This is a genomic window from Cupriavidus sp. 207A1, assembly GCF_057798955.1.
Genome location: NZ_JBYOJO010000005.1, coordinates 223,403 through 235,864 on the forward strand (window position 1 = coordinate 223,403; position 12,462 = coordinate 235,864).

Annotated in this window: 10 protein-coding genes; 3 read left to right on the top strand and 7 right to left on the bottom strand. The window is 59.6% G+C overall.

Going from position 1 to position 12,462, the window contains the following annotated elements; translation table 11 throughout:
* Window positions 1-708: 708 nt before the first annotated feature.
* Window positions 709-984: a hypothetical protein gene (locus AC3FMM_RS11330; protein WP_414247800.1), complete on the top strand. Its 276-nt coding sequence runs from the start codon at window positions 709-711 to the stop codon at window positions 982-984.
* A gap of 23 nt (window positions 985-1,007) precedes the next feature.
* Here AC3FMM_RS11330 and AC3FMM_RS11335 read toward each other — a convergent pair whose 3' ends face one another.
* The 4 genes from AC3FMM_RS11335 to AC3FMM_RS11350 form a co-directional block, all read right to left on the bottom strand.
* Window positions 1,008-3,326 (bottom strand): NADP-dependent malic enzyme, encoded by a 2,319-nt coding sequence (locus AC3FMM_RS11335; protein WP_414247799.1) that lies wholly within the window; start codon window positions 3,324-3,326, stop codon window positions 1,008-1,010.
* Window positions 3,327-3,380: 54 nt separating this feature from the next.
* The gene (locus tag AC3FMM_RS11340) at window positions 3,381-4,715 is read right to left on the bottom strand and encodes a dicarboxylate/amino acid:cation symporter (protein ID WP_414247798.1); all 1,335 of its coding nucleotides are present in this window, start codon (window positions 4,713-4,715) and stop codon (window positions 3,381-3,383) included.
* 164 nt (window positions 4,716-4,879) lie between these two features.
* The gene (locus tag AC3FMM_RS11345; RefSeq protein WP_025581663.1) at window positions 4,880-5,872 is read right to left on the bottom strand and encodes a tripartite tricarboxylate transporter substrate-binding protein; all 993 of its coding nucleotides are present in this window, start codon (window positions 5,870-5,872) and stop codon (window positions 4,880-4,882) included.
* Between the two features lie 35 nt (window positions 5,873-5,907).
* Window positions 5,908-7,074: a mandelate racemase/muconate lactonizing enzyme family protein gene (locus AC3FMM_RS11350; protein ID WP_025581662.1), complete on the bottom strand. Its 1,167-nt coding sequence runs from the start codon at window positions 7,072-7,074 to the stop codon at window positions 5,908-5,910.
* Between the two features lie 111 nt (window positions 7,075-7,185).
* Here AC3FMM_RS11350 and AC3FMM_RS11355 point away from each other — a divergent pair, with 111 nt between their 5' ends.
* Window positions 7,186-8,085 carry a LysR family transcriptional regulator gene (locus tag AC3FMM_RS11355; RefSeq protein ID WP_488686616.1) on the top strand — a complete coding sequence of 300 codons (900 nt, stop codon included), beginning with the start codon at window positions 7,186-7,188 and terminating at the stop codon, window positions 8,083-8,085.
* A gap of 192 nt (window positions 8,086-8,277) precedes the next feature.
* On the opposite strand, the gene leuD is transcribed toward AC3FMM_RS11355, so the two are convergent.
* From leuD to AC3FMM_RS11370, 3 genes are read right to left on the bottom strand one after another with little or no spacing between them, the layout of a single operon-like run.
* Window positions 8,278-8,922 (bottom strand): 3-isopropylmalate dehydratase small subunit, encoded by a 645-nt coding sequence (gene leuD, locus AC3FMM_RS11360; RefSeq protein WP_116347776.1) that lies wholly within the window; start codon window positions 8,920-8,922, stop codon window positions 8,278-8,280.
* On the bottom strand, window positions 8,915-10,333 hold the full coding sequence (gene leuC, locus AC3FMM_RS11365) for a 3-isopropylmalate dehydratase large subunit (protein WP_025581659.1): 1,419 nt from the start codon (window positions 10,331-10,333) through the stop codon (window positions 8,915-8,917). The genes leuD and leuC overlap by 8 nt, the downstream gene beginning before the upstream one ends.
* Before the next feature lie 21 nt (window positions 10,334-10,354).
* Entirely contained in the window at window positions 10,355-11,317 is a 963-nt protein-coding gene (locus AC3FMM_RS11370) for a tripartite tricarboxylate transporter substrate binding protein (RefSeq protein WP_025581658.1), read from the bottom strand.
* Between the two features lie 100 nt (window positions 11,318-11,417).
* Here AC3FMM_RS11370 and AC3FMM_RS11375 point away from each other — a divergent pair, with 100 nt between their 5' ends.
* Window positions 11,418-12,341 (top strand): LysR family transcriptional regulator, encoded by a 924-nt coding sequence (locus AC3FMM_RS11375; protein WP_025581657.1) that lies wholly within the window; start codon window positions 11,418-11,420, stop codon window positions 12,339-12,341.
* The last annotated feature ends 121 nt before the right edge of the window (window positions 12,342-12,462 follow it).

Sequence of the window (12,462 nt, forward strand, 5' to 3'; positions counted from 1 at the left end):
TCGCCTTTTGTGCTGGGGGGTGCTATGGGGTTTTGAGGTGGGCTGGCTACGCAAGCCCTCTTCTGTGAGTGTCCAAGCAGGCTGCTAAACCTGGTCGCCGTTGTCTGGCGACGAACCATTCTCAAACACCCGCACATGACCGGTCAACGAAACCGGTCGATCGGAAACGAATTTTGACATACTGGCCGGGTATGCAGGTCAGAGCGCGAGCGCAAGTTTGTCCGGAACGTTACCGAACCCGTGTCCCTGCGGGGCGTAGTCATGACGGCCATGAGAGCATTTAAGCTTAGGGCGACAAGAGCTGATCGAGTAGCGACCGGCGGAGGTCACCTCCCGGCCAAAAGCCGTCTGCCACAAATGAATTCAGCTCTGACCGAACATCGTCAATTTACAGACGTTCAACTAGCGCCCATCCTCCTGCGTAAGAGCAAACGCAAGGCCAGTCTCTCCGATGCGCGCTTCGTAATGGCCACTCCCGGTAACATCCACAGGGGCAGTCACCGTACCAGTGGTGACCATGGACCCTTCCTCAATCTTGTGACCCTGCTGGGCAAAACTCTTCCAAAGGAAGCCGAGGGATAGGAATGGCATTGTCCGGTCTGATCCCAACCAGGGAGTTGGCAATCCGCTCGCCATCGCGCCAGAGCGCGGCAACTTTCTCATAGGCGGTGCTATCGGCCTGAGTGAGCTTGCCGCCGAGAACAGTGCGTGAAACCCAACGTTATCCGCGATAAAGCTGGGCTGACCCACCGCTCTCCGATCCAGGAATCTGCTACAGCCTACTTCGACAGCCAGGCTGCATACTCGATCATCGATGCCGCGTCGAACGCTTCGTCTCGTGGCGAAACCGTACGAGAAAAGCAAAAGGCCACCTCAACCTCCAAAGTAGCGCTTCGTCCAGCAGGTAGCTGCACGACGGCACCAGACTGGATTACACGAGAAGGAATCAAGACCCCAGTAGCCGGCGGGTTCGGCAACCGTTAAAGCTTGCGTCGTTCATTTTGCGATCAGCTTTGCAGAATATTGGGGTCCTTGTCGCGATCACTCGCCTCGGCGACCAGCAGCGCAGCGACATTGACAATGCGTCGTACCGTCGCGGACTCGGTGAGCACGTGAACTGGCCGGGCAGCGCCGAGGAGAATAGGACCAATCGCCACGTTGTTACCCGCGGCCGCCTTCAGGAAATTGTACGAGATGTTGGCGGCATCGATGTTCGGCAGGATGAGTACATTGGCATCACCTTCGAAACCAAGCTCGAAGCTACCCGTGCGCAGGCTGGCATCCAGCGCAATGTCACCATGCATTTCGCCGTCTGCCTGCAACTGCGGAGCGCGCTCACGCAATACTTGAAGAGCCCTACGCATCTTCTGGGCCGATGCCGAGTCGCTGGTCCCGAAGTTGGAGTGGGAAACGAACGCAACCTTGGGTTCAATACCGAACCGGCGCACCTGCTCCGCTGCCATGACGGCGATGTCGGCCAGTTGTTCGGCAGAGGGATCGATATTGATGTGGGTGTCGGCCAGGAATATCTGCCGTCCGGGCAACACCAGGCCGGTCAATGCAGCGAACACATTGGCACCCGCTCTCTTGCCAATGACTTGATCGATGAAATGCAGGTGTCGATGCGGTGTGCTTACCGTTCCGCAGATCATGCCATCGGCTTCCCCTTTTTCGACAAGCATGGCGCCGATCAAGGTGGTGCGGCGCCGCATTTCCAGCTTCGCCATTTGTTCGCTGATGCCTCGTCGGGCCATGATCCGGTAATACGACTGCCAAAAATCCTTGTAGCGCGGGTCGTGTTCGGTATTGACCACGGCGAAGTCGCTGTCCGGGCGCAGGCGCAAGCCCAACTTCTCAATGCGCTTCGCAATGACATCCGGTCGCCCGACGAGGATTGGCGTTGCCAGTTGTTCGTCGACGACGATCTGTACCGCCCTCAGGACGCGCTCTTCCTCGCCTTCTGCAAACACGACGCGCTTTCTGGCAGAAGCGACGCTCTTCGCTTGCTGGAAGACCGGCTTCATCAGGTTGCCGCTGTGATAGACGAACTGTTGCAGATGCTGGCGATACGCTTCCATATCCTCGATGGGCCGCGTGGCAACCCCGGAATCCATGGCCGCCTGTGCTACCGCAGGGGCAATCTTCACGATCAGGCGCGGGTCGAACGGCTTCGGGATCAGATATTCGGGTCCGAAACTCAGCTCCTTGATGCCGTACGCTGTCGATACGATGTCGCTTTGTTCCTGCCTCGCCAGCTCCGCAATGGCGTTGACGGTGGCGATTTCCATTTCCCGCGTGATGGTCGTCGCCCCGGCATCCAGCGCCCCCCGGAAAATGAACGGGAAGCAAAGCACATTGTTGACCTGGTTGGGATAGTCGGCCCGGCCTGTTGCTAGCACGGCGTCGGGACGGGCGGCAGTCGCGATCTCCGGCGCAATCTCGGGTGTCGGATTGGCCAGGGCGAAGATCAAGGGCTGCGGTGCCATGGCCTTGACCATGTCTTCCTTCAACACGCCACCGGCTGACAGCCCAAGAAAGATGTCGGCGCCGTTAATGACTTCCCCTAGCCTGCGGGCGGGCGTGTCCTGTGCGAAGCGCTCCTTGTGCGAATCCATCAACTCCTTTCGTCCATGGTAGACGACGCCGGCGAGATCGGTCACGAAGATGTTCTCAAGCGGCATCCCCATGTCAACCAGCAGATCAAGACATGCCAGCGCCGCCGCCCCCGCGCCGGAAGCCACCAGCTTCACTTCGGCGATATGCTTGCCCACGACGCGCAAGCCATTCGTAATCGCCGCTGCCACGACGATGGCTGTACCATGCTGATCGTCGTGGAAGACGGGAATCTGCATGCGCGAGCGGCAGCCCTGCTCGACTGTAAAGCAGTCGGGGGCCTTGATATCCTCCAAGTTGATGCCGCCAAACGTCGGCTCCAGTGCGGCAATCACTTCTACCAGCTTTTCAGGGTCACTCTCGTTGAGCTCGATGTCAAAGACATCGATGCCGGCGAACTTCTTGAACAGCACAGCCTTCCCTTCCATCACGGGCTTGGCAGCCAAAGGGCCGATGTTGCCAAGTCCCAGCACGGCACTGCCGTTCGTGACCACGCCTACCAGATTGCTTCTGGCGGTATAGCGGGCAGCGTTGAGGGGGTCTGCGACGATCTCCTCACAGGGGTAAGCAACCCCCGGAGAGTAGGCAAGGGATAGGTCGCGTTGGTTAAGCAATTGCTTCGTCGGCGAGACGGTCAGTTTGCCCGGCGAAGGAAACTCGTGATATTCAAGCGCGGCTTCGCGCAAGCTCGGTGCAGCAGTCCTGGTGTTCATGTGAAGTTCCGGCAGTGCTTCGTTCCGGCGGCGTTGGCGGCCGGGACCCAGCTATTAGTGGTTGGGACGTGGTGCAAGTGCGGGCTCGTTGGCCTCACTTGGAGCGTCGTCAAGTAGCTCATCTCGACGTCCGTCCAGGACGTCTCGTGCCTTCTGCATGTCAATGGCGCCTTCCCATCGTGCAACGGCAATCGTTGCCACGCCGTTTCCGATCAGGTTAGTGACTGCGCGCGCCTCGTTCAGGAAGCGATCAATACCGAGCAACAGCACAAGTCCCGACACAGGAATCTTGTTCATCGAAGCCAGTGTTGCAGCGAGCGCGACAAATCCGGCGCCAGCCACCCCCGCTGATCCTTTTGACGTCAGCAGCAGCACACCGAGGACGATCAGTTGGTCCCAGATGGTCAGGTCAATGTTCATGGCTTGTGCCACGAAGATCGTTGCCATCGTCAAATAGATCGCGGTACCGTCGGCGTTGAAGGTGTAGCCAGTGGGCAAGACCATCCCAACCACGGGCCGGGCGCATCCCAGCCTTTCAAGTTTGACCAGCATCTGCGGAAGAACCGCTTCAGTGGACGCGGTTCCCAGCGTCACGAAGATCTCATCCTTGATGTATCGGATGAATTTCCATAGCGACAGGCCCGACGCCCGCATCACCGCACCCAACGCCAGGACGATGAACGCGATGGACGTCAGGTAGAGGCAGAGCATCAACTCGCCGTAGGAGGCCAGCGTACCGATGCCGTACTTGGCAACCGTGAACGCCATGCCGCCGAACGCACCGATCGGGGCCACATGCATCACGATCCTGACCACGCCGAACATGGCGTGAAGGAACATATCAAGCATGTCGACGAAGGGGGCCGTGCGGGGACCCAGCCGTGCCAACGCAATGGCCAAGAGCATCGAGAAGAAGATGATCGGCAGCATCTCCCCATTCGCGAACGCGCCCACCACAGTGTTAGGTACGATGCTCATCAGGAAGTCGAGCATCGTGTGGTGCTCTGCCGCAGTCGTGTAGGCTTTGATCGCACCGCCATCGAGCTGTGTGGGATCGATATTCATGCCATGGCCGGGCTTGAACACATTGACGACGATGAGCCCGATGGCAAGCGCTACGGTCGACGCAATCTCAAAGTAAATGACCGCTTTCACGCCAACGCGACCGGCCTCATGGATATCGTTCATCCTCGCGATACCGACCACAACCGAGGCGAAGATGATGGGCGCCAACAGCATCCGGATCAGCTTGATGAAGATGTCGCCCAGTGGCTTCAGTTGTTCACCAAGATCCGGCATGAAGTGGCCGAGAAGAATCCCGGCAACGATGCCGATGAGAACCTGAACGTACAGCTTCGATAGGTGTGTCTTTAGAAATGAAGGCCGCACTGTTGTCTCCTGCAGGTGCGATTCGTGGTGCAACCGCCAAGCTTCGGACGCACGGGGCCCTATGGCAGCTCCAGTACATCGGAGCCGCCTGGCGATCAAGAATGTTGGGGAAAGACGGGACGGCACCGAACCAGGTGCCCCGTCCCGTGGGAAGCGCTATGCAGTCACTCCGGGTGAATGCCAGCGTCAGTGATGACTTTCGTCCACCGATTAACTTCTTCGTTGAAGAACTTCTTATGGCCTGCCGGTGAGAGACGATCGTCGGTGACAACCGTGATGCCCAAGGCCTCTTCACGTTTGATTAGCGCCGGATCCTTCAGCGCAGCGCGCAGGGCCTTGTTAATCTTCTCAAGTACGGCTGGCGGGGTACCGCGAGGCGCATACAAACCGTGCCAGACGGTGAAGTTGAATCCCGGCAAACCGGCTTCGTTGAGTGTCGGGATGTTCGCCAAAGCCGGTACGGTCGAGCGTTGGGCGCTTGTCACCCCAAACGCCTTGACCTTCTTGGCTTCAATCTGCGGCGTACTGTTGGTGGCCTGCTCGCACATCAAATCGACTTGCCCGCCCATGATGTCGGACATCGCGGGCGCCGTTCCCTTGTACGGTACGAAAGTCATGTCGCTTTTCAGCGTGCTTTGCAGCAGCAAGCTGCAGAGGTGCGACGCCGAGCCCACGCCTGCGTTGGCCAGGTTCAGCTTTCCGCCATTCGCCGCAATAAACTTCTTGAGTTCGGGCAGGTTGTTGGGCGGTAGCGCCGTCTTGCCGATCAGTGTCGACGGAGCCTCGTTGATTAGCCCGAGGAATTCCAGGTCCGAGGTCTTGTAGCCGAGCTTCTTGTACAACGCCGGCGCCGTCGCGAGACCGATATGGTGAACCAGCAGTGTATAGCCGTCCGGGGTCGCCCGGGCGACACGCGCCGTGCCGATGGTACCGCCGGCACCAGCGGTGTTCTCCACGACGACTGTGGTGCCGAGCGTTTTGCGCAGCGATTCGGCGACGTCGCGCGCGATCTTGTCGCTCGGGCCGCCAGCCACGAACGGGACAACCAGGGTGACAGGCTTCTCCGGATATTCGGCACGTGCGTAGCCGGATGTGACGAAGAGACCGCTAACAATGCATAGGGTGGCGGCGCGGATTGCCGCTTGCTTAATCCACATGGTTGTCTCCGTTTATGTTTTTGAAATGCTGTGGCTTACGCCGACAGTTGCTGCATCACGCTATACAGGTCCGACTTGCCTTCGAAGCCGATCCCGGGCAGGTCCGGCATCGTCAGGTAGCCCTTCTCGACCTTGACGCCATCGGGGAAGCCACCGAATGGCTGGAACAGGTCAGGGTAGCTCTCGTTGCCGCCCAGGCCCAAGCCCGCGGCAATGTTCAGCGACATCTGATGACCGCCGTGCGGAATGCAGCGGCTGGCTGACCAGCCGTGCTGCTTGAGCATGTCCAGTGTGCGCAGGTATTCCACCAGGCCATAGCTGAGGGCGCAGTCGAATTGTAGGTAGTCGCGATCCGGACGCATGCCGCCGTAGCGAATCAGGTTGCGGGCGTCCTGCATCGAGAACAGATCTTCGCCGGTGGCCATCGGTTTGTCGTAGTAGTTGCGCAACGTGGCTTGCAGTTCGAAGTCCAGCGGATCGCCCGGCTCCTCGTACCAGAACAGATCGTACTGGGAGAGCGCCTTGGCGTACTGGATGGCGGTATCGAGATCGAAGCGGCCATTGGCGTCGACGGCCAGCTTCTGACCATCCTGCAGCACGCTCAGGATCGAATCGATGCGGCGCAAATCCTCGTCCAGCGAAGCGCCGCCGATCTTCTTCTTGACCACGGTGTAGCCGCGGTCAATGTAGCTGCGCATCTCGTCCTTCAGCTTGCCGTGGTCCTGGCCGGGGTAGTAGTAGCCGCCGGCGGCGTAGACGAACACCTTGCGGTCGGGCTGCCCATTGCCGTAGCGGTCGGCCAGCAATTGGAACAGCGGCTTGCCTTCGATCTTGGCGACAGCATCCCAGACCGCCATGTCGATCGTGCCGATGGCCACCGAACGTTCGCCATGGCCGCCCGGCTTCTCGTTCTTGAACATGGTGTCCCAGATCTTGTGCGGATCCAGGTTGTTGCCGGTGGCGTCGATCAGCGACTCCGGATCGGCTTCCAGGATGCGGGGAATGAAGCGCTCGCGCATCAGGGTTCCCTGGCCATAGCGACCGTTGGAATTGAAGCCGTAGCCGACGACCGGCTTGCCGTCGCGGATCACGTCGGTGATCACGGCAACCAGGCTGAGGGTCATCTTGCTGAAGTCGATGTAGGCGTTACGGATGGGCGAGCTGATGGGGAAGGTCTTCTCGCGAATTTCTACGATTCTCACAATGTGTCTCCTGACTCATATGACATGAACGCTGGGGGCGTCGGAGTACGTAGCTTAGGCGCGGAATGGCGTACTACAATTGAACCACTTTCATTTCATTATTCTCCCAAAGTGAAGACTGAGATCGCGTCCGAACTGGAGTTCTTCGTTCTGATCGCTCGGCACGGCTCTTTAGCCGCAGCGGCGCGCGAACTCGATCTGACGCCTCCCGCAGCGACAAAAAGGCTGGCCCTGATGGAAAGCCGCCTTGGTGTACGCTTGGTGAACCGCACCACACGGCGCATCAGCCTGACGAACGAAGGCGAGACATATCTGGCGTATGCGCAAAGGATTCTGGCCGACCTCCGGGAGATGGAGAGCGTTGTGGCGAGCAGCGGCGCCGAACCGCGTGGACTGCTCCGCGTCAATGCGACCCTCGGCTTCGGACGGACCACCATTGCACCTCTGGTTTCCGAGTTTGCAAAGCGCTATACGCAGGTGGAGGTGCAGCTTGAAGTCACGGACCGCCCTGTAGACCTGGTGGACAGTGGTGTCGACCTGGCGATCCGGTTTGGGACGCTGCCGGATAATCGGTTGAGCGCTAGGCGCATCATGTCGAACCGTCGCTTTCTATGCGCGTCGCCGGTCTACCTGGACAAATTCGGGCCGCCGGCATCCCTGTCCGACCTTCACAATCATCGCTGCATCATTCACAGGCAGAACGACGAAGCGCATGCACTCTGGCGATTCGAGCATGATGGCCATCATGATAGTGTGAAGGTTGCTGGCGCGCTCTCCAGCAACGATGGGGACATCGTGCTCGGCTGGGCCCTCGATGGTCATGGCATCCTCATTCGTTCCGAATGGGATCTGACGAAGTACCTCGAGAGCGGCCGCTTGCGAGTCGTCTTGCCTCAATTTAAGTTACCGTCGGCAGATCTGTTCGTTTATTACTCACAGCGCCGAAATCAGACGGCCCGCGCGAGGGCCTTCATCGACTTCCTGGTTGAGAAGTTCCAGAAGCCGACCTAAGTTCAGCTCCATCCCATCGGCACGAACAATAGCCGGCATGAAGTTACTGCAGAACTGAACGCGGATCTAGCGACTAAGGCACGATCGAAGCGAACTCGCAAGGAGCCGTAGCGACTGGCGCGGGAGGCGGTTGCCGCGGCAATCGCGGCAAAAGCGGGAATGGGCACCGGCGCCTGCGCCAGTTCTGCTACTTCAGGTTACGCCTAGCCGATCTCGGGTGCGGCGCGCGACGTCCTGGGTCCACGGAAACGTAGACCAGTATTTGTCGGCAAACGCCTTGATCTCGGCGCGGTGCTTTAGCGACAGGCCGATCATGTCGAGCCCTTCGATAAACATGCGGCGATGCCGCTCAGACAACTCGAACGGATGCTCGCCGAGGGGCGTCTTGACGTGCATCGTTTCCACATCGATGAAAACGGTGTTATTGCTGTCAGCATCGATGGCGTTCATCAATGCTTCGATGACATCGCGCGGAAGCATCACTAGCAGCAGCCGATTGTTCATGGCATTGGAGTAGAAGATCTCGCCATAGCTGGGCGCGATAACGGCCCGCACACCGAACTGCTGCAAGCCCCAGACGGCGTGCTCGCGACTGGATCCGCAACCGAAATTCGCGCCACCCACTAGGATGCTCGTTCCCGCATACTCGGGCCGGTTCAGTACGAAGTCAGGGCGCAGATTGCCGTTTCCATCGAAGCGGTGGTCGTACAGAATGCCCTTGTCGAGACCCGCCTTGTCAATGCCGCGCAGAAACTGCTTCGGGATAATTTGGTCGGTATCGAGGTTCTCGAAGCGGATGGCGGCCGCCTTGCCGGCGATATAGGCGTATTCAGACATGATCGATCTCCAGCTTGCGGACGTCGGTGATCTTTCCCGTAATGGCCGCTGCTGCGGCCATGGCCGGGCTCATCAAATGCGTAATGGCGCCGCGCCCTTGCCTGCCTTCAAAGTTCCGGTTGGTGGTGGACGCACAGCGAACGCCCTCGGCCAGCACGTCGTCGTTCATGGCCAGGCACATGGAACAGCCGGGTTGTCGCCACTCGAATCCGGCCGCCGTGAGGATCTCCGCGATTCCTTCGCGCTCCGCTTGCGCCTTGACGGCGCCAGAGCCCGGAACGACCATTGCCCGGACGCCCTTCGCGACCTTCCTGCCCCTTGCGACCTCGGCCACGGCACGCAGATCTTCGATGCGGCCATTTGTGCATGAGCCAATAAAAACATGTTGAATCGCCGTGCCCGCCAGTACTGAGCCAGCAGTCAAATGTGTGTAAGAGAGAGCGCGCTCGACCGAGCGCTGGTCTGCTTCATCGATTTGATCTTCGGGAAACGGAATACGCCCTGAAACGGGCACGACCTGATCCGGGCTAGTGCCCCATGTCACGTAAGGTTCGATATCGCTGGCATCAAACACGAAGTCGAGATCGAATGTTGCTTCCGGATCGCTCTTCAACGTGTCCCAGTACGCCAGGGCGGCAATGCGCTGTGCATCGTCCATGTCGGGGGCACGGCGCAGCACGTAATCGATCGACGCGTCATCGGGTGCAATCAGGGCGCCCCGTGCCGCCGCTTCCACGGTCATGTTGCAAAGCGTGAAACGGGCTTCGACGCTCAGGTCCCGGATCGCCGACCCGCAGTACTCGACGACGTAGCCGCGCGCGCCCTGGGCGCCGATCCTGCCGATGATCATGAGGATCAGATCCTTGGCCGTCGTACCGACAGGCAGTTTGCCATCCACGCGGATGCGCATGGTCTTCGCCATCCGGTACACCAGCGTCTGCGTTGCCAGGACGTGCTCGACCTCCGACGTACCGATGCCGAAGCCCAGCGCACCGAGTGCGCCGTAGGTGGTCGTATGACTGTCACCACAGATCACGACCATACCCGGACGAATCATGCCGTGTTCGGGGGCAATGACGTGTTCGATGCCTTGGAGCGCATCGTTCGTATCGAACAGCGGGATGTTGTGCCGCTCACAGTTATCCCGCAGGTTCGTCGCCTGGAGCGACGAAGCCGGATCCGCGATCACGCGGATCTTCGTCGGATGCGTCGGAATGATGTGACTGACGACGGAAACATTCTGCCCCGGGATCAATACCCCGCGGTTCTGCTCGTGCAGCCCTGCAAAGGCCTGAGGACTCGTGTACTCGTTCATCAAGTGCAGGTCGCAGAAAAGCAGAACGTTGTCGTCGTCGATTCTGGTGACGGTGTGAGAGTCAACCAGCTTGTTGTAAATTGTTTTGGGGGGCATGGAGACTACCTGTTTTCACGATCACTCGGCGGTGATACCGCGCTGCTTGATTAAACCGGCCCACATCGGCATCTCTCTTTCAAGACGCTGGCGGGCTGCCTCCGGCGTCGAAGGCGTCGGTTCAAAACCTTCCTTCAGCATCCGGTCTTTTGTCGCCTGCGCCGTCAGGGTCGAATTGAGCGCGGCGTTCAACTTGTCGATGATGGGCTTCGGCGTGCCCGCCGGCGCAAAGACCATGAACCACGTCTCGAAGTTGTATCCGGGCAGACCAGCTTCGGTCGCGGTGGGCACGTTTGGCAGCAAGGATGAGCGTTTCGAGCCCGTCACGGCGAGCGCAGTCAATTTGCCTGCCAGCACGTGCTGCTGCGCGGCTGAAATCACCGGGAAGCTCATATCGACCTGTCCGGCGATGGTGTCGACCAGTGCGGGGCCGCCACCGCGATAGGGCACGTGGACGATTGATACATTGGCGACCGACTTGAACAGTTCGGCGGACATATGGAACGTACTGCCATTACCTGCCGAGCCATACGTCAGCTTGTCCGGCCTGGCCTTGGCAAGCGTGATGAGTTCTTGCAGGTTTTTGGCCGGGATCTTGTTGTTGATGACAAGGACGTGCTGTGAACCCGCCACCATCCCGATGGTCGCGAGATCCTTCAGCGTGTCGTAAGGCATGCGGGCGAACAGGCCGGGATTGATGGCCAGCGAAACCGTTTGCAGGCCAATGGTGTAGCCGTCCGCCGGCGACTTCGCGACGGCATCCACGCCGATGTTGCCACCCGCCCCGGCACGGTTCTCCACGACGATGGTGCCGCCAAGCGCTTTCGACCATGCGTCGGAAACGAGGCGTGCGGCGATATCGGCACTGCCGCCCGGCGCGTATGGCACGATCAGACGGATCGGGCGCTGCGGGTAGGTTTGCGCCGAAGCCGTTCCAAGAACGGCGGCGCAAGCGAGGAAGGCAACAAGGCGAGGCATTTTCATGGAGTCTCCTTCAGTGCGGTTTTTATGGAACGGATGCTAGCACTTGCCTACAGAAACATAATTTAGGCAGAATCACTTCTTTCTTGCCTACAATTCAGCAATGGACGGGTTCTCGGATGTGGCCTTTTTCATGGCCATCAACAAGCTCGGCAGTCTCGCTGCCGCGGCCCAGGAGTTGGGGGTCACCCCGTCCGCCGTCAGCAAACGGCTCATCGCCCTGGAGTCGAGACTTGGCGTCAGGCTACTGAACCGTACGACCCGACGCATCAGCCTCACGCCCGAAGGCGAGAATTACCTTGTGGAGGGCGCGCGCATTCTCGCTGAGCTCGAGACGCTGGAGCGATCCGTTGGCGGCAACAGTGGGACACCTCAAGGTCTCGTTAGAATTGGCGCAACGCTTGGCTTCGGCCGCCGACATATCGCACCTGCCTTGGCGGCGTTTTCGCGAGCATTCCCGAAAATCGAGATTCAGCTCTATCTCAGCGAGCGGCCGCTGAATCTGACCGAACTTGGGCTGGACGCCGTCGTTCATTTTGGCGAGTTACCTGACGTACGGCTGACGGCGCGCCTGCTGGCGAACAACCGTCGCGTGCTTTGCGCTGCCCCCTCGTACCTTGCACGGGCAGGGTTGCCGGCAAGTCCGCGCGATCTCGCCCGGCATAGCTGCATCTTCATTCGCGAAGCTGACGAGACCTTTGGCACCTGGCACATGCGCAATGGCTCTCAACACGAGACCGTAAAGGTGCGCGGAACCATGAGCACAAACGATGGCGAGTCCGCCGTTGCTTGGGCGCTGGAGGGCCAAGGACTCGTGGTCCGGTCCGAGTGGGACGTCGCAGAGCCACTGAGAAGCGGAGCGCTATGCAGGGTGCTTCCGCAATGGCAGTTCGCTCCGGCCGACATCTACCTGGTCTACCGCGGCAGCAAGACGCGTCCTGACAAGGTTGGTGTGCTCGTCGATTTCCTCCTTGCACACTTTGCCAATCATCGGCAGGCAAAGCCAGGCAGCGATGGTAGGTGGTAGCTGGCAGGCACGGTGATCGGGCACCAAATTAGAATTCGTCCTGAGTCCGCGGTAGGCATAGTAATCGAGGCGTGCCGGATGGCCGCTAAAGGCCTGAAAGCAGGCCCCCAAGGTGAGAAGA

Coding starts and splice junctions, on each gene's coding strand:
- AC3FMM_RS11375 (WP_025581657.1), top strand. CDS start 11,418: ATGGACGGGTTCTCGGATGTGGCCTTTTTCATGGCCATCAACAAGCTC.
- AC3FMM_RS11335 (WP_414247799.1), bottom strand. CDS start 3,326: ATGAACACCAGGACTGCTGCACCGAGCTTGCGCGAAGCCGCGCTTGAA.
- AC3FMM_RS11345 (WP_025581663.1), bottom strand. CDS start 5,872: ATGTGGATTAAGCAAGCGGCAATCCGCGCCGCCACCCTATGCATTGTT.
- AC3FMM_RS11370 (WP_025581658.1), bottom strand. CDS start 11,317: ATGAAAATGCCTCGCCTTGTTGCCTTCCTCGCTTGCGCCGCCGTTCTT.
- leuD (WP_116347776.1), bottom strand. CDS start 8,922: ATGTCTGAATACGCCTATATCGCCGGCAAGGCGGCCGCCATCCGCTTC.
- leuC (WP_025581659.1), bottom strand. CDS start 10,333: ATGCCCCCCAAAACAATTTACAACAAGCTGGTTGACTCTCACACCGTC.